Source organism: Streptosporangium sp. NPDC049248 (assembly GCF_040678965.1).
Taxonomy (GTDB): domain Bacteria; phylum Actinomycetota; class Actinomycetes; order Streptosporangiales; family Streptosporangiaceae; genus Streptosporangium; species Streptosporangium fukuiense.
This window is the reverse complement of record NZ_JBFAQY010000007.1, coordinates 260,684-283,644: the sequence shown is the minus strand read 5'-3', so window position 1 is coordinate 283,644 and position 22,961 is coordinate 260,684. Positions and strand designations below refer to the sequence as shown.

The 22,961-nt window shown below is 72.6% G+C and carries 19 protein-coding genes; 8 read left to right on the top strand and 11 right to left on the bottom strand.

The window, feature by feature from the left end; all coding sequences use genetic code 11:
* Positions 1-139: 139 nt before the first annotated feature.
* From AB0K21_RS16770 to AB0K21_RS16755, 4 genes are all read left to right on the top strand, one after another.
* Complete coding sequence (locus AB0K21_RS16770) at positions 140-2,827, top strand: ATP-dependent helicase C-terminal domain-containing protein (protein ID WP_364150785.1); 2,688 nt, start codon at positions 140-142, stop codon at positions 2,825-2,827.
* Between the two features lie 225 nt (positions 2,828-3,052).
* Entirely contained in the window at positions 3,053-3,904 is an 852-nt protein-coding gene (locus tag AB0K21_RS16765) for an SPFH domain-containing protein (protein ID WP_364150782.1), read from the top strand.
* Positions 3,897-4,109, top strand: coding sequence for a hypothetical protein (locus AB0K21_RS16760; protein WP_343964834.1), 213 nt, complete (start codon positions 3,897-3,899; stop codon positions 4,107-4,109). Before AB0K21_RS16765 ends, AB0K21_RS16760 begins: the two co-directional genes overlap by 8 nt.
* A gap of 47 nt (positions 4,110-4,156) precedes the next feature.
* Positions 4,157-5,563 carry an amidase family protein gene (locus AB0K21_RS16755; protein WP_364150779.1) on the top strand — a complete coding sequence of 469 codons (1,407 nt, stop codon included), beginning with the start codon at positions 4,157-4,159 and terminating at the stop codon, positions 5,561-5,563.
* Positions 5,564-5,625: 62 nt separating this feature from the next.
* Here AB0K21_RS16755 and AB0K21_RS16750 read toward each other — a convergent pair whose 3' ends face one another.
* The 4 genes from AB0K21_RS16750 to deoC are packed head-to-tail and all read right to left on the bottom strand — an operon-like array spanning position 5,626 to position 9,152.
* Positions 5,626-6,594, bottom strand: coding sequence for an aldehyde dehydrogenase family protein (locus AB0K21_RS16750; RefSeq protein ID WP_364150776.1), 969 nt, complete (start codon positions 6,592-6,594; stop codon positions 5,626-5,628).
* Positions 6,587-6,784 carry a hypothetical protein gene (locus tag AB0K21_RS16745; RefSeq protein ID WP_343964838.1) on the bottom strand — a complete coding sequence of 66 codons (198 nt, stop codon included), beginning with the start codon at positions 6,782-6,784 and terminating at the stop codon, positions 6,587-6,589. Before AB0K21_RS16745 ends, AB0K21_RS16750 begins: the two co-directional genes overlap by 8 nt.
* The gene (locus tag AB0K21_RS16740; protein WP_364150773.1) at positions 6,777-8,204 is read right to left on the bottom strand and encodes an aldehyde dehydrogenase family protein; all 1,428 of its coding nucleotides are present in this window, start codon (positions 8,202-8,204) and stop codon (positions 6,777-6,779) included. Before AB0K21_RS16740 ends, AB0K21_RS16745 begins: the two co-directional genes overlap by 8 nt.
* A gap of 9 nt (positions 8,205-8,213) precedes the next feature.
* Entirely contained in the window at positions 8,214-9,152 is a 939-nt protein-coding gene (deoC, locus tag AB0K21_RS16735; protein WP_343964842.1) for a deoxyribose-phosphate aldolase, read from the bottom strand.
* Positions 9,153-9,449: 297 nt separating this feature from the next.
* On the opposite strand from deoC, the gene AB0K21_RS16730 reads away from it, so the two are divergent.
* The 3 genes from AB0K21_RS16730 (at position 9,450) to AB0K21_RS16720 (ending at position 13,241) form a co-directional block, all read left to right on the top strand.
* Entirely contained in the window at positions 9,450-9,611 is a 162-nt protein-coding gene (locus AB0K21_RS16730) for a hypothetical protein (protein ID WP_343964844.1), read from the top strand.
* Between the two features lie 113 nt (positions 9,612-9,724).
* A complete protein-coding gene (locus AB0K21_RS16725; protein WP_343964846.1) occupies positions 9,725-12,595 on the top strand; it encodes an AAA family ATPase in 2,871 nt (956 codons plus the stop codon).
* Between the two features lie 46 nt (positions 12,596-12,641).
* The gene (locus AB0K21_RS16720; RefSeq protein WP_343964848.1) at positions 12,642-13,241 is read left to right on the top strand and encodes an XRE family transcriptional regulator; all 600 of its coding nucleotides are present in this window, start codon (positions 12,642-12,644) and stop codon (positions 13,239-13,241) included.
* A gap of 19 nt (positions 13,242-13,260) precedes the next feature.
* Here the strand turns inward: AB0K21_RS16720 and AB0K21_RS16715 are convergent, their stop codons facing one another.
* Genes AB0K21_RS16715 through AB0K21_RS16695 form a run of 5 tightly spaced genes read right to left on the bottom strand, consistent with a single transcriptional unit; the run spans position 13,261 to position 20,505 of the window.
* Entirely contained in the window at positions 13,261-15,069 is a 1,809-nt protein-coding gene (locus AB0K21_RS16715; protein ID WP_364150767.1) for an ABC transporter ATP-binding protein, read from the bottom strand.
* Position 15,070: 1 nt separating this feature from the next.
* Positions 15,071-15,910, bottom strand: coding sequence for an ABC transporter permease (locus AB0K21_RS16710; RefSeq protein WP_364150764.1), 840 nt, complete (start codon positions 15,908-15,910; stop codon positions 15,071-15,073).
* A gap of 28 nt (positions 15,911-15,938) precedes the next feature.
* On the bottom strand, positions 15,939-16,901 hold the full coding sequence (locus AB0K21_RS16705) for an ABC transporter permease (RefSeq protein ID WP_364150761.1): 963 nt from the start codon (positions 16,899-16,901) through the stop codon (positions 15,939-15,941).
* Complete coding sequence (locus AB0K21_RS16700) at positions 16,901-18,868, bottom strand: prolyl oligopeptidase family serine peptidase (RefSeq protein ID WP_364150758.1); 1,968 nt, start codon at positions 18,866-18,868, stop codon at positions 16,901-16,903. The genes AB0K21_RS16705 and AB0K21_RS16700 overlap by 1 nt, the downstream gene beginning before the upstream one ends.
* A complete protein-coding gene (locus AB0K21_RS16695) occupies positions 18,865-20,505 on the bottom strand; it encodes an ABC transporter substrate-binding protein (RefSeq protein WP_364150755.1) in 1,641 nt (546 codons plus the stop codon). The genes AB0K21_RS16700 and AB0K21_RS16695 overlap by 4 nt, the downstream gene beginning before the upstream one ends.
* Positions 20,506-20,632: 127 nt before the next feature.
* Here AB0K21_RS16695 and AB0K21_RS16690 point away from each other — a divergent pair, with 127 nt between their 5' ends.
* Positions 20,633-20,869 (top strand): glutaredoxin domain-containing protein, encoded by a 237-nt coding sequence (locus tag AB0K21_RS16690; protein ID WP_343964860.1) that lies wholly within the window; start codon positions 20,633-20,635, stop codon positions 20,867-20,869.
* A gap of 30 nt (positions 20,870-20,899) precedes the next feature.
* On the opposite strand, the gene AB0K21_RS16685 is transcribed toward AB0K21_RS16690, so the two are convergent.
* Both AB0K21_RS16685 and AB0K21_RS16680 read right to left on the bottom strand, forming a co-directional pair.
* A complete protein-coding gene (locus tag AB0K21_RS16685) occupies positions 20,900-21,469 on the bottom strand; it encodes a TMEM165/GDT1 family protein (RefSeq protein ID WP_343964862.1) in 570 nt (189 codons plus the stop codon).
* A gap of 423 nt (positions 21,470-21,892) precedes the next feature.
* Entirely contained in the window at positions 21,893-22,945 is a 1,053-nt protein-coding gene (locus tag AB0K21_RS16680; RefSeq protein WP_343964864.1) for a UDP-N-acetylmuramate dehydrogenase, read from the bottom strand.
* Between the last annotated feature and the right edge of the window lie 16 nt (positions 22,946-22,961).

Below are 22,961 nucleotides of genomic sequence, written 5' to 3'. Positions count from 1 at the left end.
CTGAGCCCGTGCGCGACGAGGACGCCGCGCGGGCCCATGGCGTCGCCCGCCCCGTCGACGCGGGTGAGTCCGGCCCGCCGTGGTACGCGTGATCCCGAGCCCGCGAGGCCGGGGGCGCGTCTCGCGGCGGGGCGGGCTCGTGGACACTGGACGGGTGCGCTCCGACTGGTCCGGCCTGCCCGTCCGCCACGCCCTGCCCGAGTTGCTCGCGGCGCTGGGTGAGCGGGGCGTCGCCGTGCTCACCGCGCCCCCGGGCACCGGCAAGACCACGCTCGTCCCGCTCGCGCTGGCCGGGCTCCTCGACGGCCCGGCGCCGAAGCGGGTGATCGTCGCCGAGCCGAGACGGATGGCGGTGCGGGCGGCGGCCAGGCGGATGGCCTGGCTGCTGGAGTCGGAGGTGGGCGCGGAGGTCGGGTTCTCCGTCCGCGGCGAGCGCAGGGCCGGTGCGAGGACGGTCGTCGAGGTCGTCACCACGGGGGTCCTCCTGCAGCGACTCCAGCGCGACCCCGACCTCGAAGGCGTGGACACGGTCCTGCTGGACGAGTGCCACGAGCGCCACCTGGACGCCGACACCGCGCTGGCCTTCCTGCTCGACGTCCGCGCCACGCTCCGCCCCGACCTGCGGATCGTCGCCACCTCCGCCACCGCCGACGCCGCCCCCTGGGCCCGCCTCCTCGGCTCGGGCGACCCCGCGCCGATCGTGCACGCGTCCGGCACCGCGTATCCCGTCACGCCCGTCTGGGTTCCGCCCTCGGGGAACGTCGCGCCGCCGCACGGCACGCGGGTGGACCCGGCGTTCCTGGCCCATGTCGCAGCCGTCGTACGGCGCGCGCTGGCAGAGCACGAGGGGGACGTGCTCTGCTTCCTGCCGGGCGTCGGCGAGATCGGCCGGGTGGCCGCGATGCTTCCCGGCGTTGACGTCCTCCAGGTGCACGGTCAGGCCCCGGCCCGGGTCCAGGACGCGGTTCTCTCCCCGGGTGAGGGGCGCAGGGTGGTTCTCGCCACCTCGGTCGCCGAGTCGAGCCTGACCGTGCCCGGCGTACGGGTGGTGGTCGACTCCGGCCTGGCCAGGGAACCCCGTACCGATCACGCCCGCGGCCTCGGCTCGCTCACCACGGTCCGCGCGTCCCGGGCCTCGGCCACCCAGCGGGCGGGGCGGGCGGGCCGCGAGGCGCCGGGCGTGGTCTACCGCTGCTGGTCACGGGCCGAGCACGAGCGGCTGCCCGAGCACGCGCGGCCCGAGATCGCGCTCGCCGACCTGACCGGCTTCGCCCTCCAGGCCGCCTGCTGGGGCGACCCCGCCGCCACCGGCCTGGCCCTGCTCGACCCGCCCCCGGCCGCCGCGATGGACGCCGCCCGCCGCACCCTGCACGCCCTGGGCGCTCTGGACTCCCCTGACACACCGGGGCCCACCGTGGGCCGGGTGACCGAGCGGGGACGGCGGATGGCCGGGGCCGGTGTCCATCCGCGCCTGGCGCGGGCCCTGATCGACGCCGGAACCGATCCCCTGGCGGGCACCGGGGTCGACGCGAGGTCCCGGGTCGCCGAGGTCGTGGCACTGCTGTCGGAGCAGTTGCCCAGGGACGCGGGCGATGACCTGGTGGCGGTCTGGCGCTCCGCGCGCCGGGGCGGGGACGGCTTCTCCGCCCGGTGGCGTCAGGAGGCCGGGCGCCTGGCCCGCGCCGTCCCCGGCCCCGACCGGCGCCAGGGGCGACCGCCGTCCGCCGACGTCACACCCCGGCGTGGCGGCCCTGCCCGGGGCGGCACGGCCCGGAGCGGCGGAACGGCCCAGGGCGACGCGACGCATCGGGGTGACGCGACGGCCCGGCGTGACGGCCCGGCCCGGAAAGACGAGGCGGCCTGGGACGACGATGCGGTGGCCGGGATCGTCGTGGCGCTGGCCTATCCCGAGCGGGTGGCGCGGCGCCGGGGCGGGTCGTACCTGATGGCCTCGGGAACGGCCGCCGAGTTGCCGCGCGGGTCGCGGCTGGGGACGGCGGAGTGGCTGGCCGTCGCGGTCGCGGACCGGCCCGCCGGGGCGGCGTCCGCCAGGATCAGGCAGGCGGTGGTGATCGACGAGGAGATCGCCAGGCTCGCCGCGGCCCCCCTGTACGGCTCGGCCGAGGAGATCGTCTGGCGCGTACCGCCGGGAGAGCGGCGTGGCGACGTGTCGGCCCGCCGGGTGGAACGGCTGGGCGCGATCGAGCTGGCCGACAGCGCGCTCCGCGACGCCGACGTACGGCCCGCCGTCCTGGAGGGTCTGCGCACCGAGGGCCTGTCGGTCCTGCGCTGGACGCCCGAGGCCGTGGCCCTGCGCGAACGCCTGGCCTTCTGCCGGCGCACGCTCGGCGACCCCTGGCCCGCGACGGACGACGACGCGCTGATCGAGGCGGCCGACCGCTGGCTGGAGCCCGAGCTGTCGCGGGCCCGTCGCCGGTCCGACCTGGAGCGCCTCGACGTGGTCTCCGCGCTGCACCGCCTGGTCCCGTGGAACGCCCGGCTGGCGGAGACGGCCCCGGAACGGGTCGAGGTGCCGAGCGGGTCACGGATCAGGATCGACTACTCGGGCGAGCAGCCGGTACTGGCGGCCAAGCTGCAGGAGCTGTTCGGCTGGGCCGAGACCCCGCGCGTCGCGGGGGTCCCGCTGGTGATCCACCTGCTCTCCCCCGCGGGCCGTCCCGCCGCGGTCACCGCCGACCTGGCCTCGTTCTGGCGCGAGGGCTACCGCGCGGTCCGCGCCGAGCTCCGCGGCCGTTATCCCCGGCATCCCTGGCCGGACGACCCCATGTCGGCCACCGCCACCCGCCGCACCAACCCGCGACGCTGACACAGCGCCGACACGGGGCCGACACGGGGCCGGCTCCGGGCTCCGCGCACCTCCCCCACCGGCCCGGGAGCCATGCCCGGCGCACGCCTCCTCACCTCCCGTACCGGCCGGGCGATCATGCCCGGTCCCCGGCGGCAAGGCCGGAGACCTCACCCTGCGACCGGCGCGCGGCCGGCTTTTGTGAGCTATCGTAGTGATATCACTTCGATAGCAAAGGTGGCGTACATGGAACGACGTGCTTTCCGGGTGAGCGGATTCGGCGTCCTGATCGGGCTTCTGGCGCTCGGGGCCGTCCTGGCCTGGGCCGGGTGGACGGCGGGGGAAACGTGGCTGATCGCCGCGGCGATCGTGTGGGGGATCGTCGCGACGGTCACGGCCACCGGGTTCACGGTGATCAATCCGAACGAGGCGAAGGTCGTGCAGTTCTTCGGCCGCTACATCGGGACGGTGAACCAGGCCGGGTTCCAGTGGGTGCTGCCGTTCACCAGCAAGGCGCGCGTCACCCTCCGGGTGCGCAACTTCGAGACGGCCAAGCTCAAGGTGAACGACGCCGACGGCAACCCCGTGGAGATCGCCGCCGTCGTCGTCTACAAGGTCGCCGACACCGCCAAGGCGACGTTCTCCGTGGACGACTACGAGCAGTACGTGGCGATCCAGTCCGAGGCCGCCGTCAGGCACCTGGCCACCAGCCACCCGTACGACGCCCACGAGGAGGGCCGTACCAGCCTGCGCGACGGCACCGAGGTGGCCGCCGAACTCACCACCGAGCTGAGCGACCGCACCCAGCTCGCCGGGGTGGAGGTGCTGGAGGCGCGGATCACCCACCTCGCCTATGCTCCGGAGATCGCCCAGGCGATGCTGGTCCGGCAGCAGGCCGCCCAGGTGGTCGCGGCGCGCACCCACATCGTCGCCGGCGCGGTCGGCATGGTTCAGCTCGCACTGACCAAGCTGCGGGAGGATGAGGTGGTGGAACTCGACGAGGAGCGCAAGGCGCAGATGGTCTCCAACCTGCTGGTCGTCCTCTGCGGTGACAAGGCGACGCAGCCGGTGGTCAACGCCGGCAGCCTCTATGGCTGAGCGGAAGAAGATCCTGCTGAGGCTCGACCCGGCCGTCTACGAGGTGATCGCCAAATGGGCGGCCGACGACCTGCGAAGCGTCAACGCCCAGTTGGAGTACGCACTCCGCCTGGCACTCAAGGCGGCGGGGCGCGAGCCCCGGCGGGGCGAGCGGAACGACAGCGAGCGGAACGACACCGATGAGCCGGACAAGTCACCTGATTGAGACGTGGAACGCTTCCCCTGGCGGACTCGCCGGACCACACTCGGTTCATGTCGTGGGTGGGAAGTTCCGCAGTGGAGATCGCGGAGGCCGTGCGACGGGGGAAGGTCACCGCGCCCATGGTCGTCGAGGAGCATCTCGACGTCATCGCCGAGCGTGACGGGCGCGTCAGGGCGTTCCGCACGGTCCTCGCCGAGCGGGCGCTGGCCGAGGCGCGGGCGCTGCAGGAGCGGGCGGACCTGTCCGGGCTGCCGCTCGCCGGGGTGCCGATCGCGATCAAGGACAATGTGCCGATCAGGGGCGAGGCGTCCCGCAACGGTTCCGCGGCGACGCCGGACGCGCCCGCGGACGAGGACCATCCCGTGGTGGCCAGGCTCAGGGCCGCGGGCGCGGTGGTCGTCGGCATCACCAACGTGCCGGAGCTCTGCCTGGTCGGATTCTCCGACAGCGTGTACGGCGTGACGCGCAACCCGTGGGACCTCGGGCGCACCCCCGGCGGGTCGTCGGGCGGGAGCGCGGCCGCCGTGGCGGCGGGCATGGTCCCGCTGGCCCACGGCAACGACGGGCTGGGTTCGCTGCGCATCCCGGCCGCCTGCTGCGGCCTGGTCTCGATCAAGCCGGGTCACGGGGTGGTCCCGCCGCCCGAGCACGACTGGTACGGGATGTCGGAGAACGGCCCGCTGGCCACCACCGTGGCCGATCTCGCCCTGGCCCTGGCCGTGATGGCGGACGACATGTCGCTGGCGACGCCCGGCGAGAGCGAGGCACTCGGCGTGGACAGCGCCATCGACGACTACCCGGGCGGGCTGACCCTGTCGGAACCGTTGAGGCTGCGGATCACGGTCGCACCGATGCCGCTGCCCTCCGGGCTCTCGGTGGACGCCGAGTTCCAGCGGGCGGTGACCGGGGCGGCGGAGGTGCTGGGCGCCGCGGGGCACACCGTGGTGGAACACCCCCTGCGGATGCCCTTCGGGGTCGGCGCGGCCGCTGTCGCCACCTGGTTCGCGTGCGCCAGGGACGACGTGAACGGCCTCGACCCGCGCGGTCTCGAACGGCGCACCAGGTCCCTGGCGAGAGCCGGGCGGCTGCTCGCCAGGTTCGGGGCGGACGGCACGGCGGGCCGTGACCGCTGGCGCGCGTACGGCGCCGACCAGTGGTTCGGCAACGCCGACGTGCTCGTCACACCGACGCTCGCCGCCCTGCCACCGGCCGCCGAGCGCTGGGGCCGGCGCGGGCTCCTGGCGAACGCCCGCGCCAACCTGACGTACGCGCCCGCCACCGCGGCCTGGAACATGGCCGGCTGGCCCGCCATGACCGTCCCGTACGGCCGGCACTCCAGCGGCATGCCGATCGGCGTCCAGCTCGTCGCCGCCCCGGGGGGTGAGGCGCAGCTCCTGGCCCTGGCCGGCCAGCTGGAGGCCGCCCGCCCCTGGACCCGCCACGCCCTGCCCGCCTGATCGTCTTTCCGTCCGTACGGGGCCCGCCCGCGGGGGAGACCCCGCGGGCGGCCCCGTACGGGTCAGACGCCGGTGGGGTGCCAGACCGTCTTCGTCTCCAGGAAGGCGGTCATCCGCCCGGTGCCCGGGTCCGCGAACCAGTCGGTCTCGGCGGGACGGAGGACCCGCTTGAGGTTCTCCGCCGCCGCCTCCTCGCACGCGACCGCCACCGCCCTGTCGGTGACCCCGGCCAGGTCGAGGGCGTTGACGTCCATGTGCGCGGCCAGATGGGGGGCGATCTCGGCGACGGAGCCGGTGAGGATGTTGACCACCCCACCGGGCAGGTCCGAGGTGGCGAGCACCTCGGCCAGGGTGATCGCGGGCAGCGGGGCGCGCTCGCTCGCGATCACCACGCAGGTGTTGCCGGTGACGATCACCGGGGCGATCACCGAGACGAGCCCGAGCAGCGGCTTGTCGGGGGCGACCACCGCGACCACGCCGGTCGGCTCCGGCGAGGAGATGTTGAAGTAGGGACCGGCGACGGGGTTGGCGGACCCGGCGACCGCGGCGATCTTGTCGGACCACCCGGCGTACCAGACCAGCCGGTCGACGCTCGCGTCCACGACCTCCCGCGCGTTCTTCGTCCCGGACTCGGCCAGCTCGGCGATGAACTGGGCCCGCCGACTCTCCAGCATCTCGGCGACGCGGTAGAGAACCTGTCCCCGGTTGTACGCGGTGGCACCCGACCAGCCGCCGAAGGCCTTGCGCGCGGCCGTCACCGCGTCGCGGGCGTCCTTGCGGGAGGCCTTGGCGGCGTTGGCGAGGAAGTCGCCGCTGGAGGAGGTCACCGGGTAGGACCTTCCGCTCTCGGAGCGCGGGAACGCCCCGCCGATGTACAGCTTGTACGTCTTGCGCACGGCGAGCCGTGCGGGCCGACGCCCGTCCCCGGGGCCCGGGGCCTGCTCGATGGCCTGCTCGATGGCCTGCTCGATGGCCTGCTCGGTGGCCTGTTTGGCCGCCCGCGCCCGGCCCGGCTTCTCCGCCTTACTCATTTCCCAGCCCTCTCCACGAGCTCTCCTGCTGCGCCAGCCGGGCCGGCACGAAGATCTGACCGCAGCGGCTCACGCCGCACCGGTGGGCGAACCAGCCACGCAGCACCGGCCGCCCCGCGCGGGCGAAGCCGTGACCCCGGGTGCTCTGGGCACGGCGGCGGCGGCGCCTGAGGCGCTGATGCTCACACATCGAGGTACGCCTCCAGCCCGTGTCGTCCGCCCTCTCGCCCGTATCCCGACTCCTTGCAGCCGCCGAACGGCGAGGTGGGGTCGAACCGGTTGAAGGTGTTGGCCCAGACGACGCCGGCGCGGAGCCTGCTCGCCATCCACAGGATGCGCGACCCCTTCTCCGTCCACACGCCCGCCGAGAGGCCGAACGGGGTGTTGTTGGCCTTCTCCACCGCCTCGGCCGGGGTGCGGAAGGTCAGCACGGACAGCACGGGACCGAAGACCTCCTCGCGGGCGATCCGGTGTGACTGGGCGACACCGGTGAAGATGGTCGGCGGGAACCAGAACCCCTTGTCGGGCAGCGAGCAGGCCGGGGACCAGCGCTCGGCGCCCTCCGCCTCCCCCAGGTCCGACAGCTCGCGGATCTTGGCGAGCTGGGCCGCGGAGTTGATCGCACCGATGTCGGTGTTCTTGTCCAGCGGGTCGCCCAGCCTGAGCGTGCCGAGCCGCCGCTTCAGCGCGTCGAGCAGTTCCGTCTCGATCGACTCCTGCACCAGCAGCCGGGAGCCCGCGCAGCAGACGTGGCCCTGGTTGAAGAAGATCCCGTTGACGATGCCCTCGACCGCCTGGTCCAGCGCGGCGTCCTCGAACACGATGTTCGCGGCCTTGCCGCCCAGCTCCAGGGTGACCTTCTTGCCGGAGCCCGCGACCGACCTGGCGATCCGGCGGCCGACCTCGGTGGAGCCGGTGAAGGCCACCTTGTCGACGCCGGGGTGGTCGACCAGGGCGGCGCCGGTCTGTCCGGCACCGGTCACGATGTTGACCACGCCGGGCGGCAGGTCGGCCTGCGCGCAGATCTCCGCGAACAGCAGCGCGGTCAGCGGGGTGGTCTCGGCGGGCTTGAGGACCACGGTGTTACCGCAGGCCAGGGCAGGGGCGATCTTCCAGGCGAGCATGAGCAGCGGGAAGTTCCACGGGATGACCTGGCCGGCCACCCCGAGCGGGCGCGGACCGGCACCGTACCCGGCGTATTCCAGCTTGTCCGCCCAGCCCGCGTAGTAGAAGAAGTGGGCCGCCACCAGGGGCAGGTCCACGTCGCGGGACTCGCGGATGGGCTTGCCGTTGTCCAGGGACTCCAGCACGGCCAGCTCGCGCGAGCGCTCCTGGATGATCCGCGCGATCCTGAAGAGGTACTTGGCCCTTTCCGAGCCGGGCAGCGCCGACCAGACGCCGAACGCCTTGCGGGCGGCCGAGACCGCCCGATCGACATCGGCCTCCGTCGCCCAGGCGACCTCCGCCAGGACCTCCTCGGATGCCGGGTTGACGGTCTTGTGAAGATCCCCGCCCTGGGAGTCGACCCACTCACCGTCGATGAACAGACCGTAGGACGGCCTGATGTCGACGACGTCACGCGACTCGGGCGCCGGTGCGTACTCAAACATGTGAACGCCTTAGTCGAGGGTGAAGTAGTCGGGACCCGCGTACCTGCCGGTGGCCATCTTCTGGCGCTGCATCAGCAGGTCGTTGAGGAGTGTGGAGGCGCCGAGCCGGAACCAGTCGGGGCTGAGCCAGCCCTCGCCGACGGTCTCGTTGACCAGGACGAGCATCTTGATCGCGTCCTTGGTGGTCCGGATGCCGCCCGCGGGCTTCACCCCGACCTTCCGGCCGCTCACGGCCAGGAAGTCGCGGACCGCCTCCAGCATGATCAGCGTCACCGGAAGGGTCGCGGCGGGCTGCACCTTTCCGGTGGAGGTCTTGATGAAGTCGCCCCCGGCCAGCATGGCCAGCCAGGACGCGCGGCGCACGTTGTCGTACGTGGACAGCTCGCCGGTCTCCAGGATCACCTTCAGGTGAGCGGCGCCGCAGGCGGCCTTGATCGCGACGATCTCCTCGAAGACCTTGACGTAGTCACCCGCGAGGAACGCGCCCCTGTCGATGACCATGTCGATCTCGTCGGCTCCGGCCGCCACCGCGAAGACGGTGTCGGCGACCTTGACGTCGAGCGAGGAGCGTCCGCTGGGGAAGGCGGTCGCGACGCTGGCCACCTTGACACCGGTGCCCTTCAGCGCCGTCGCGGCCTCGGCGACCAGGTCGGGGTAGACGCACACCGCGGCCACCCTGGGTACCGAGGGATCGGCCGGGTCGGGGTGGAGGGCCTTGGCGCACATCGCGCGGACCTTACCCGGGGTGTCGGCTCCCTCCAGGGTCGTCAGGTCCACCATGCCGATGGCGAGATCGATGGCCTGGGCCTTGGCGGTCGTCTTGATGGATCGGGTGCCGAGCATCGCGGCGCGCTGGTCGGCGCCCACGCGATCGACACCTGGCAGACCGTGCAGGAAGGTTCGCAGCGTGGCGTTGGACGTGGCCACGTCCGCGAGCGAGGTAGTCATAGTTGACACCTCCCCAGCATGCCCACTGGTGTGATTAGTTCCAAACTGGACCTTGCACAGCCCTCCCGTCGGTTTTCGTCAACATCCGCCGGGTCCAGGCTCTCCGCGTCGCACGGGGCCGCCCACTGAGGCGGCCCGGAGTCGTCCGGTGTGTTCTAGGTAGGGCCTAGGCAGGGGCCTAAGTAGGGGTGGGGCGCCGGGCGGCCCGGAGATAGGACATCCTCCCGATGTGGGACCGGGGGCCTTAGGACGAATCTTGAGTGTGTCAGGAAGGCACCACATTCAGGAAGGAACCCCATGGGTCCCGAACTTCAGCTCCAGTTGATCACCCAGAGGACCGCCGAGCTCCGCCAGCAGGCCGACAGCCACCGCCTCGCCCGCGAGGCCCAGCAGGCCGGGAAGGCCCGCCCGGGCGGCAAGCTCCGCAGGAGCCTCCTCGGCAAGATCATTCCAGCATGACCACGCCCCGAGAGCCCGGCCGCCTCCCCTCGCCCGGCCGGGCCTCTCTGCCTCCGTAGCGGATCGGTTTCACCGAGCGAAAAATAGGAGGAGTGCTACCTGTAAGGCGTGACATGCTGGCAGACATGGTCGGTCGGGCGGTAAGCCCCGTCTTCGTAGGACGGGAGGCGGAGCTTGCGGATCTGACCGAGGCGTTCGAACAGACGCGGAAGAACGCGGCGACGACGGTGCTGCTCGGCGGCGAGGCCGGCGTCGGCAAGTCACGGCTGATCGGGTGTTTCGCGGAACGGGCCTCGGCCGACAGCGCCCACGTGCTCAACGGGGGCTGCGTGGAGCTGTCGACCGAGGGCCTCGCCTACGCGCCGTTCACCGCGGCGATCCGCCAGCTCGTCCGCGAGTGCGGTGCCGAGGAGGTCGCGGCGCTGCTCCCCGAGGGAGCGGCACGCGACCTGGCCCGGCTACTGCCCGAGTTCGGTGAGCCGAGCGGCGACACGGAGAGCGACACCGCCCGGGCCCGGCTCTTCGAGCAGGTTCTCACCCTGCTGGAACGGCTCGCCGAGAGGCGGCCGGTGATCCTCCTCATCGAGGACGTGCACTGGGCCGACAGCTCCAGCCGCGACCTGATCGCCTTCCTCAGCCGGAACCTTCGCGCCGCACCCGTGCTGATGATCCTCACCTACCGCTCCGACGAGCTCCACCGCCAGCACCCGCTCAGGCCGGTGCTGGCCGAGCTCGGCCGGCTGGACGGGGTCCTCCGGATGGACCTGCCCCGGCTCACCCTGCCGGAGGTGGCGGCCCAGATGGCCGGCATCCTCGGCACCGCTCCCGACTTCGTCCAGGTGAACAGGGTTTTCCAGCGCAGCGAGGGCATCCCGCTCTTCGTCGAGGCGCTGATGGAGTGCGGCGGCGACTGCGTCTTCCCCGACTCCCTGCACGACCTGATCATCGGCTCCGTCGAGCGGCTCCCCGAGGAGACCCAGCGGGTGTTGCGCATCGCCGCGGCCGGTGGCATCCGGGTGGGCCACGCCCTGCTCGCCGCGGTCAGCGGCCTGTCCGACGTCGACCTCGACGACGCGCTGCGCACCGCGATCGCGGCCAACGTGCTGCAGGTCACCGACGGCCACGCCTATGTCTTCCGGCACGCGCTGATCCGCGAGGCCGTGCACGACGAACTCCTGCCTGGTGAGCACGTACGGCTGCACGCCCGCTTCGCCGAGGAGATCGGCGGCGACCGCACGCTCGTCCCGCCCGGCCGGGCCGCCATCGAGATCGCCCACCACTGGCACTCCGCCAGAAACGACCTCTGGGCCCTCATCTCCGCCTGGGAGGCTGCGGGCAAGGCCGCGAAGACCTTCGCCTACAACGAGATGATGCAGCTGCTTGAGCGGGTGCTCACGCTGTGGAGCAAGGTTCCCGACGCCGCCGAGCGCATCGGTGTCGACCACACCACGGTCCTGGAGCGCGCCGCGGAGGCCGCCGGCGCGTGCGGTGAGGTCGGCAGGGGCGGCAAGTTCGTCAAGGCCGCACTGGACGAACTCGACGAGCGGGCCGAGCCGGCACGGGTGGCGAACCTGCTCGTACACGGGTCGCAGTTCAAGAAGGCCAAGCGGGCGCCGGGGGTGCTCGGCGATCTCCGCTACGCCGAGCGGCTGGTCCCCGAGCCGGGGCTGGACCGCGCCGAGGTGCTGTCCAAGCTCGGTTCGTACCTGATGTTCAGCGGCGAGTTGGACGAGGGGACGGCGCTCACCGAGGAGGCGGTGCGGATCGTGCGCGAGCACGGCGAGGAGCCGCTGGAGGCCGATCTGCTGCTCAACCTCGCGCTGGGCGACTCGCTCGCGGGACGCATCGACGCCACGGTCCGGCTCAACACGAGAGCCCAGGCGATCGGCGAGCGCGTCGGTTCCGGCGACATCGTGCTGCGCGCCCTCGCCAACAACGTGGACGCGCTGAACAACATGGGCCGCTCCACCGAGGCGATCGAGCTGGCGCTCGAAGGGGAGCGGCTGGCCAGGAAGTACGGCCTCTACCGGGTCCAGGGCACGTTCATCGCCAACAACCGGGCCGAGGCGCTGGACGCGCTGGGCAGGTTCGAGGAGGCGGCCCAGCTGGCCGAGGAGGCCCTGGGCATGGGTCCCATCCTGCGCACCCGCCACCACCTGCGGCGGATCCGCGCCGACGTGGCGGTCGCCCGGGGCGAGACGGACGTGCTCAGGTCCGTCCTGAACGAGGTGGGCGCCTTCGACGCCACCTCGGAGGAGTTCACCCAGGAACTGACCGCCAACTCCCGGCTCCTGATCGGCCTGCACCTGCTCGACGGGGAGCCGCCGGCCGTGCTGGATGTCGCCGAGCGGGTCGTCCTGGAGACACGGATCATGGGCAAGCCCATGCTGGGCTGGCGGATGCTCGACCTGCTCGGAGGGGTCTGCGAGACGATCGGGGCGTTCGCCCCCGAACGGGTGGCGGCACTGCGCGCCCGCGTCGAGGCGGCGGCGGCCACGATGACCGTGGACAGCCCCGTCTCCGAGGCCTACCGGCTCGGTGTCGCCCGCGACCACGACGCCGCGGCCGCGGCCTGGGAACGGCTGGGCCGCCCTCTCCCGCAGGCGAGGTCACTGCTGCACGCCGGACGGGCGGCGGCCGGCGCGGGCGATCGCGACGGTGCCGCCGACCGGCTGCGCGCCGCCCATCCGATCGCCGTGGCGATCTCCGCCCGGCCGCTGGCGGGCGAGATCTCCTCGCTCGCCCGCCGGGTGGGGATCTCCCTCACCGACCGGACGGGGAGCGAGGAGCAGTTGCTGACCCCGCGCGAACTGGAGGTGCTCCGGCTGGTCGCCCAGGGGCGGTCCAACCGCGAGGTCGCCGCCGAGCTGTTCATCTCGGCCAAGACGGTGAGCGTGCACGTCTCCAACATCCTCGGCAAGCTGGGCGTCTCCAGCCGGGGCGAGGCCACCGCGGCCGCCCACCGCCTCGCCCTGATCGGCTGATCTCCTGCATCATGGATACCGATCGGACCGGGAAGAGGAGACAGACGTGCAGCGCGAGAACGGCATCGCCGTCGGCATGACCCCTGCCCCCCCGGAGTCTTCGGGGGTGCGTGGAGCGATCGCCGCCAACCTGCGCCGCACCCGCCTCGCCCGCGGGTTCAGCGTTCGCGAGCTGGCCGAGCTGACCGGCGTGAGCAAGGCGCTCATCTCCCAGGTCGAGCGCGGCGTGGCCAACCCCACGGTCGAGGTGCTGTCGCGGCTCGCGACCTCCCTGGAGCTGACCTTCGGCGAACTGACCCGGGTCCATCTGACCGGTCCGGAGGTGATCCGCCACGACGAGGGACTCGTCCTCCCCGCCGGGGACACGACGGTCCGCGCCTTGTTCGCGGCCCCCGACCGGCGCCGCTTCGAACTGGCCGAGGGTCACATTCCGCCGGGCACCCGCAGCGCCAAGAGCTCCCACGGCCGCGGCTCGGTGGAACACGCCTACGTCGTCTCCGGCGAGGTGACCGTCGAGACCGAGGAGTGGTCGGTCACCATCGCCGTGGGCGACGCCGTGCGGTTCGCCGCCGAGTCCGACCATGTCTACGCCACCGGATCCGCCGCCTGCCGCGTCCTGACCCTGATCTCGTTCTCCGAGGACTGAGGACCGTCGCGGGCGGCTCTCAGTCCAGCCAGTCGCCGGAGCCGTCGGGGACGCTGGCCAGCAGCGCCCGGGTGTAGGGATGCTCGGGCGCGTCGAGCACCCGGTCGGCGAGGCCGGTCTCCACACATGTGCCCGATTCCAGCACGTAGAGCCGGTCGGCCATCTGGCGGACCACGGCCAGGTCATGGGTGATGAACAGCATCGCCATGGACAGCCGTTCCCGCAGCTCGGCGAGGAGACCCAGTATCTGGGCCTGGACCGAGACGTCGAGCGCCGACACCGGCTCGTCGCAGATCAGCAGGCGAGGCTCGCCCGCCACCGCACGGGCGATCGCCACCCGCTGCCGCTCACCGCCGGACAGTCCGGCCGGCCGCATCCCGGCCATGTCGCGGGCCAGGCCGACCGACTCCAGGAGCCGGGCGAGGTCGTCAGGCCCGGCGGGACGGCCGTCGGCCCACAGCGCCTCCCGCAGGGTCGCCCCCACGGTCCGGGCGGGGTTGAGCGTCGAATAGGGGTCCTGGAAGATCATTTGTGAGATCCGGCGGGCCTGGCGCACGGCCGCGCGCCCCATCCGCCCGTAGTCGGAGCAGTTCGCGCCACCGAGCAGGATCTCGCCCCCGTCCGGCCGCTCCAGCCCGGCGACGCATCGGGCCAGCGTGGTCTTGCCCGATCCGGACTCGCCGACCACACCGACGACCTCGCCCGGAGCGACCGTCAGGCTCACACCCGCCAGCGCCGGGTGCGGGCTCCCGGCGAACCGCCGGCGCAGATCACGCACCTCCAGCACCGGTTCGGCCGCGACCGGCGGCCTGGCGACGACCCCCGGTTCCGGCACGGGCGGCGCGGGCAGCTCGGCCGCCCGCAGGCACGCCGACAGCCGCCCTTCGCGGACGCTCCCCGACACGCGTACGGGACGTGGCTCCGGCACTCCCGCGCGGCACTCCGGCACGGCCAGCGAGCACCGGTCGGCGAACCCGCACCGCCCGGCCGCCGCGTCGTGCGCGGGAACGGCCCCCGGCACCGAGGGGATCACCGCGAGCCGCCGGTCCGCGGGCGGCTCGGCCGCCAGCAGCGCCCTGGTGTACGGGTGGAACTGCTCCTGCCGTACGGCCGCCGCACGGCCGGTCTCCATGACCCGTCCCGCGTACATCACCATGACCCGGTCGCAGGTGGAGAAGGCCAGGCGCAGGTCGTGGGTGATGAGGACGAACGCCATGTCCCGTTCCCGCTGGACACGCCGGATGAGGGCGAGGACCTCGCGCTGGGTGGTGGCGTCGAGCGCGGTCGTCGGCTCGTCGGCGACCAGTACTCGCGGCCCTCCGGCCAGCGCGGCGGCCAGTCCGATCCGCTGGCGCATGCCGCCGGACAGCTGGAAGGGGTAGCGCCCCGCGACGTTCGCGGGCAGGCCCACCTCCGCCAGCAGCCGCGGTACCTCGACGGCCGCGTCCGCGCCCTTCGGCAACCCGTCGGCGATCTGGCGCCCGGCGCGGCGCAAGGGGTTGAGCAGGGTGAACGGGTCCTGCATGAGGAGGGAGACCACACTGCCGCGCTGCCGCCGCCGGGCACGCGGGTCGTCGTCCACCCGCTCGCCCGCGATGCGCACCTGCCCCGTGGCCTCCAGCCCCTGAGGCAGCAGGCCGAGCATCGCGCGGACCGTGAGGGACTTGCCCGAACCCGACTCTCCCACGATGGCGACCGACTCCCCGGCCGCGACCTCGAACGACACCTCCGACAGGAGGGTCCGCCCGGTGGAGGGCTGCCGGACCTTGATTCCCTCGACCCGGATCGCGGGCTCGGCGGTCGCCCTGGTTCCGGTGGACCTCTTCATCTCAGCGTGCCCTTCCCCGGCGGTCGACGCGTTCGTAGAGCCAGTCACCGACGATGTTCAGCGCGGCGGCCGTGAGGATGATGGCGAGGCCGGGGGCGACCACGGCCCACGGGTTGACGAGCAGTTGGGCCCGATTGTCCGCCAGGGTGCGCCCCCAGTCGGGCGAGCCCGCGGGCACCCCCAGGCCAAGGAAGGACAGCGAGGCCAGGGACACCAGGGCGTAGGCGAAGTTGAGAAACCCGTTGGCCAGCGTGACGGAGGCGATGTTGGGCCAGATCTGCCTCGTCATGATCCGCCACGCGGAGAGGTTCTTGAGCAGTGCCGCCTCGACGTATGGGCGGTGCCGCTGTTCGAGCACGGCTCCGCGCACCACCCTCGTGTCGGTGGGAGCGAACAGCACGACGAGCACGGCGACCGCCAGACCGTACCCTCCGCCCAGCACCCCGGCGACGACGATCGCCACCAGCAGGGCGGGCAGGGAGAACATCAGGTCCGCCCAGCGCATGGCCAGCGTGTCGGCCCAGCCGCCGAAGTATCCGGCGGGCAACCCGATGAGGTTGCCGATCAGCATCGACCCGGCGGCGACGCACAGCGCACCGGGAACGGCCGTACGGGCTCCCGCGACGAGCAGTTCCAGCACGTCACGGCCGAGGTCGTCGGTGCCGAGCGGATGACCTGGCACGGGGCCGGTGATACCGAGCACGAGGTCCTGGTCGGTCGCCCCGGGCACCAGCCAGGGCGCGAAAACCGCGGCCGCGGTCACGGCGAACAGGACAGCCAGCGCGCCGGCCACTGCCACCTGGGGACGGCGCCGCGCGACCGCCGGAAAACGGCCCCTCACGGTGCCCCCTCACGCGAGATACGGCTGGTCACCATGTCCTCCCGCCGAGCCGGACTCGGGGATCGGCCACCGAGTAGCCGATGTCCACCAGCAGGTTGACGGCGGCGATGAGCAGGGTGAACAGCAGCCCGAGCGCCTGGACGGCTGGAACGTCCTTGAAGGTGACCGAGTCGACGAGCAGCGATCCGAGACCGGGAAGCGCGAACGTCACCTCGACCAGCACGGTCCCGGCCAGCATGCCGGTCACTATGAGCCCGGCCGCGGTGAGGACGGGGACCAGCGAGTTGCGCAGTGCGTATCCGAGGACGGCCGCGCCGCCCAGGCCACGCGCGCGTGCGAAGACCACGTAGTCCTGGTCGAGCTCGCGGATGAGCGCCGCCCTACTGAAGCGGACGAACATGCCCACGGCGCCGACGGCCAGCGCGACCGCGGGCAGCGTGAGGTGCCACACCTGGCCGGCCAGGCCCTCGCCCGTCCCGTACACGGGAAACCAGCCGAGCCCCGCGGCGAACACCACGAGCAGCAGTAGCCCGACCGCGAAGGGCGGGGCGCTCAGCCCCACCACACCGGCGGTGACGACGAGGCGATCGGAAGCCCGGCCCCGCCGCAGCGCCCCGACCGCGCCCAGTGGAACCCCCACAAGCAGGGCGAGCAGCGCGCCGTACCCGACGAGCGCCAGGGTGAGCGGCAGCCGCTGGCCGATCATGTCGGCGACCGGCATCCCGGTCCTGACGGAGGTCCCGAGGTCGCCGTGGAGGATGCCGCCGAGCCAGCGCAGGTATTGCGCGGGCAGCGGCTCGTCAAGGTGGTAGCGGGCCTGAATCGCCGCGAGGGTCTCCGGGGTGGCGGGGCGGGTGCCCAGCAGGGTCTGCTGGACCGAACCGGGGGCGAGGTAGAGCAGACCGAACACGCCGGCCGACAGCAGCGCGACGACGACGGCGGTGCCCGCGAGCCTGCGCAGCAGGAGAAGACCCCGGTCACGCCCCGTCATCAGAGCACCCCGTTCCCCGTCAGCCACTCGACCACGCGCTCCGCCGCGTCCCTGCGGTGCGCTTCCTCCGTCAGTTCGTGGCCCTCCCGAGGGTAGACGACCAACTGGGTCCGGACACCGGCCGCCGACCAGGCACGATAGAGCTGTTCCGCCTGCCCGACGGGGGTGGTGCGATCCTCGGCGCCGTGCAGGATCAGCGTCGGCGTGGTGACCCCGGCCGCGTGGCACACCGGCGAGCGTGCGGCGAGAAACTCCCTGCCCTGGGGCGTGGCGGGGTCGGCCCCTCGGTGGTACAGGAGGTCGAAGCCGCCGCCGAGGTTGCTCGCGGTGGCGAAGCTGAGCCAGTCGCTCACCCCGGACATCACCACGGCTGCCCGGAACCGGCCGGTTCGGGTCACCGCCCACGCGCTCAAATAGCCGCCGTAGCTGAGCCCCATGACGGCCATGCGCGCCGGGTCCGCGACTCCGGCCGCGACCAGGTGGTCCACACCGGCGAGGACGTCGCCCAGGTCGTCCTCACCGAATCGCCCGATGACCCGGCGCGCGTACTCCTGGCCGCGCCCGCTGCTCCCGCGCGGGTTCGGCAGCAGTACGGCCGCCCCGGCGTGCGCGAGCGCGGCGGCGAGCCCGCCGGACTCGGCCGGCGCGAAGGCACTGGACCACAGCCAGGTCGGCCCTCCATGCACGATCACCACTAGCGGCGACGCCACCGCCTCGGTCCCGCCGGTTCCCGTGGGACCGGCGGGATCGACGGCGACAGCGGGTGAGTTCGGCGACCTACGCAGCAGGAGCCCCTGAACGGCGAGGCCGTCCTGGCCGGTCCAGGAGACCTCTTCCTGTCGCACGGCGAGCGGCGCCAGCGCCGCGTTGAGATCGGTGACCTGGCGCCAGTCGCCCTTGGCCACCTGGGCGACCGCCACCTCGGGGGGGCGTTCGGCCGTCTCCCAGACGGCGGCGGCGAGCGCACCGGTGCGATCCACCGAAAGCGACGGCTGCCCGTCGCGCCCGCCCAGGGTTCCCCAGGAGGTCCAGCGGGTCAGCGGGCGGCCGTCGGCGGTCAGGGTGCCGCCGTGCGTGCCGGTACCCGACCACCCGGCGAACCACAGGGTGTCCTCGTCCAGCCAGCCCAGATCGGTGACGTCGTCAACCGCGGCCAGCGGCGTCGCCTCCCCGGTGACGAGGTCGACGCGGATGATCCGCCCGGAGACGATGGAAAGCCCCTCGACCACGACGGCGGTACGCCCGCCGGGCGCCAGCCGGGGGCGGCTGAGCTGCCAGGATGTGCGCAGCAGGGTCCGGGATTCGCCGCTCTCGGGATCGATCAGGTCGAGGGCGGGCCGGTAGTACCCGGCGGGCGTCTCGTCGGCCGAGGTCACGGCCAGCACGACGCCGTCCCGCCAGTCGGCGTCCCACACGGTCAGGCCGCGCAGCGGCACCGGCCGCAGTTCCCCGTCGCCCACCCGTGCCCACGCGAGCCGTCTGCGCCTGTCGCCCGGCGTGCGAACGAAGGGATCGGCCTCGTCGCGGACCCGGAGCCCGAGGTGGCTGCCGTCGCGCTCGCTGCCGGGGTCGGCGAACCGCACGAGCACGGTGCCGTCACCGCCGGGGACGAGATCCTCGATCTCCCCTCCCGCGCGAACCCGCCAGGCGGGGACTTGATCACCGGGCGAACGGACCTCGACGTGGTCAAGGTCCGGGCCGTCGCCGGCGGCGAGCAGCAGCCTCCCGTCCGCCAGCCACCGCGTCAACGCGTGCCATTCGGTTCCCGCGCCCGCCACGGGAACGGGCACCGGTACCGGTCCTCGGCTCCCGCTCCCGGCTCCGGACAGGTCGAGCACGTGTGCGACGGAGCGGCCGTCCGGGAGCGGAAGAACGCAGGCGACGCGGGCCCCCTCCGGATCCATCGCCACCGCGTCGGGCACGCGCAGACCGGCGAGTGCGGCGTACGCCTCCAGTGCCGCGGTCATGAGCGGGCGGTGATCTCGGTGGCCCAGGGACCGACGAAGAAGTAGGGCCCGAACTCGCCGGTCCCCACGCCGGGGCCGAACGCCGTCGCGGCCTCTCCCCACCAGAGCGGCTGGTACGGAACGTCGCCCGCGGCCTTGACCAGCGCCTCCCCCAGGAGCCTGCCGCGTGCCGTGTCGTCGGTTCCGGTCTTCGCCTCGTCGAGCAGCCCGGTCACCTCGGCATTGGCGTACTCGGCGATGTTCGTGCCGTTCACACCGGTCGCGGCGCCGTTCAGGAGCTGCTGGATGTACTCCGCCGGGTCGCCCGTGGTGGCGAAGTACCAGCCCAGGTAGACGCCGGAGGCGTGCTTGCCGAGCTCGGCGATCCACTGCTCCAGCGGGACCTCCTTGACCTCAAGGGTGATGCCGATACCTTTGAGGTTCTCGGCAAGGGTCAGTGCGGCCCTGCCGAGTTGCGGCCCGCTGTTCGGGTAGGTCAGCACGTCACCGAAGCCGCCGGGCACCGAGGAGGCGGCCAGTTCGGCACGCGCCTTGGCCAGGTCGAACCCGTACTGCGGAATGCTCGCGTACAGGCTCTCCACCTCTGCCTCACCGAGCACGCCGCCCCACTGGGCGGGGTCGGTGAGCGTGTCGGCCACCCTGCCGTGACCGCGCAGTACGCTGCGGAGGATTCCCTCCCTGTCGACGGCGTGGGCGACCGCCCTGCGAACATGGATGTCGTCCCACGGCTTCTTCGCGGTGTTGAAGGCGAGCGTGACGAGGGAACGGTCGCTCGCCGCCTTCACCTCGACGCCGGGCAGCCCCTTCCACTGGTCGATCTGCTCGGCGGGCACGTTCAGCGCCACGTCGACGGACCCGCCGCGCATGGCGAGGAGCCTGGTCGACTCCTCGGGAACAAAGTCGATTTTAATCTGGCGGTACGGGGCCTTGCCTCCCCACCAGGCGTCGTTGCGCTCCAGCGTCACGTGCGAGTCGGGGGCGAACTCCGTCACCCGGTACGGGCCCGTGCCCAGGATCTTCGCGCCGGGGGTGCCGATGCCGTCGCCGGAGGCCTCGATGAACTTCCTGCTCGTGACCATGAGGGTGCCCGGCGAAGGCGTCCAGGCGAACGAGGCGTCGGGCTGCTTCAGCGTGATCGTGATCTCGGCCGGCCCGCTTACGTCGATCTTCTTCACGTTGGCGTACGCGTACGCGAAGGCCGAGGTGGAGCCCTTCCGCGCGTGCAGGTCGAGACTGGCCACGACGTCGTCCGCGGTCAGCGGCGTCCCGTCGGAGAAGGCCACGCCCTGGCGGATGGTATAGACATAGGTCGTCGCGTCCTTCCTGGTCCAGGACTCGGCGAGCGACGGCAGGAGGCTGCCGTCGCGCCCCACCCCGACAAGCGCCTCCTGGCACAGGAGCGCGACGACGTAGTTCATGATGCCCGCCTCCTTGCTCACGTCGAGCGAGCCGAGGGAGGAGGGCAGCGCGACCCTGAGGGCGTCGAGGGACTTCGCCGCCCCGGCCGGGCCCCCGGCCGCCGGTTCGGGCGACCCGCAGGCCGCGACGAGGCCGGGAACGGCGGCCAGGCCGCTCACGATGGCGATGGATCTCAGGAGGGACCGCCGGGTGAGGGCGACGTCGGGGAGTTCGGCCACGGGGACCCACTTTCGTGCGACCAGCCAGCCCGCTCAGCCGCTGTGTCTACCATTAACATCCACTTGGTAAGCGAGAGTATTCACTGGTCGCCGTTCACGTCAAACCCACCTTTCGAATAGGGAATCCATGTCCTCCCTCACCGTCTACAGCGCTCCGTGGTGCGGTCACTGCCACCGGCTGAAGGCCGCGCTCACCCGCGCGGAGATCCCCTTCGTCGAGGTGGACGTCGACCGGACGCCCGGCGCGATCGAGTTCATCACCGACCTCGGCGGCGGCTCCTGGCTGATCCCCACCGTGCTCCTCCCCGACGGATCGGCGCTGGTCAATCCCAGCCTGCGGGAGATCGAAGCCCGGCTGGCCTGACCGGGCGCCGCTCCGGAGCGAGGTACCCGGTCAGACCAGCAGGGGTTCGAGCAGCAGGATCACACCGAAGACGGCGAACGCGGCGGCGGCGCCGTACCTGATGATCTTCTCCGGCAGGTGCTTGCCGAGCATCCGCCCGACCAGGATGGCCAGGGCGTCGGCGGCGACCATGCCGACGGTCGAACCGACCCAGGTGCCGAACCAGCCGTGCTGGGTGGCGAGGGTGATGGTGGCCAGCATGGTCTTGTCGCCCAGCTCGGCGAGGAAGAAGGCGACGGTCACGGCGATGATCGCCGATCGGGTGGTGCGCTGCGCCTTCTGGGCCTCCTCGTCCGTCAGCTCGTCCCCGCGCAACGTCCACAGGGCGAAGCCGAGGAAGGCGATACCGGCGATGATCGTGATCGCCGTGGTGGGGAGGAGGTCACCGGCCAGCCCGCCGAGGCCGACACTGACCAGGTGGACCACCGCGGTGGCCAGGGTGATTCCGGCGAGTACCGGCCACGGCTTGAACCGGGTGGCGAAGGTCATGGCCATGAGCTGGCTCTTGTCGCCCAACTCGGCGACGAAGATCACAACAAGGCTGATCCAGAACGCTTCCAATGGAGGGTGCCCTTCCCGCACGTGCGGCCGGGCTGAAGGGGGCACCCGGGGAGTCTCGGGCACGACTTCGGCCCGGCGGCATCGATGATTGCCTGCCAGGCCGAAGGTCTCGTCCGCCCCGGAGCCGTGTGAGAACGGCCGGATCCGAGGCCCGCGCGACCGGGCGCCCTGGGGCGCCAGTATGTCGATCACGCGATTGGGACTACTCCCCTTCGGGTGTTTCCATCAGACCATAGCAGCCGGGGGCAGATGCTCGTCCCCGCACCCCCGCCCCGCCTCGGGGGCCGATGTCCCCGCAGGTCAGAACCCCGGACGGGTCGGCCAGGCAAGGATGCGCGTCCCCTTCTCGTGGCCGGGCCCCTCGGCCGGCGGGCCCGCCTCCCGAACCGGCCACCCGGCCCCGGGCGGAGACGGACCTCCGGCTCAGAGGCGGGTGCCGACCATCACGGGCTCGTTGACGAGGGTGACGCCGAACTTCTCGAAGACCCCGTCCCTGACCTCGCGGGCGAGATCGAGAAGCTCCTCGGTCGAGGCCGACATCTCTGGATTTGTCATTGCAAGGGTGTGCTTGGTGGAGATGCGCGCCGGGCCGCGCCGGTATCCCTTCGGGAACCCGGCGTTCTCGATCAACCACGCCGCCGGGACCTTGACCGTCCCGTCCGGCATGTCCCAGCGAGGGAACCCCGGCGCCCGCAGCTCCAGCTCGGCGGCCTGTCCGCCGGTCAGGATCGGGTTGGTGAAGAACGACCCCGCGCTGCGGGTGTCCGGGTCGCCGGCGTCCAGGACCATGCCCTTGCCCGCGCGCAACTCCAGCACCGCCGCGCGGGCCCGCGCCAGCGGCACCCGATCCCCCAGGGCCACCCCCAGCCGCAGGGCCAGCTCCCGATAGGCGATCGGGCCGGACAGCGCGTCGTCGGCCGGCCCGTCGGCCGCCAGCTCGTAGGTGACCGCGAGCACCACGTGCCGCCCGAGTTCCTCCTTGAACGCGCTGTGCCGGTAGGCGAACCCGCACTCCCGCGCGGTCAGGTCCCGCACCTCGCCGCTCCGGCGGTCGTAGACCCGGACAGCGATGATCGTCTGTGAGACGTCCTGCCCGTAGGCGCCGACGTTCTGGATCGGCGTGGATCCGACCAGCCCGGGGATGCCGGACAGGCACTCCACTCCCGAACGGCCCTCCGCCACCACACGCTCGACCAGTGCGTCCCAGTCCTCGCCCGCCTGCGCGGTGACCCGGTCCCCGTCGATCTCGACGCCCCGGGAGGCGACCCGCACGACCAGGCCGTCGAACCCCTCGTCGGAGACGACCAGGTTGCTGCCGCCGCCGAGCACGAGCACCGGCTCGCCCGCCCGGTCGGCCTCGGCCACCAGCTCGACGATCTCCTCGGCCGATCCGGCCGCCACGAACGCCCTGGCCTCTCCGCCCAGCCCAAGCGTCGTGTACGGCGCCAGCCGTACCCCTGCCACCCGCTCCGTCATACGCTTCCCCACACCC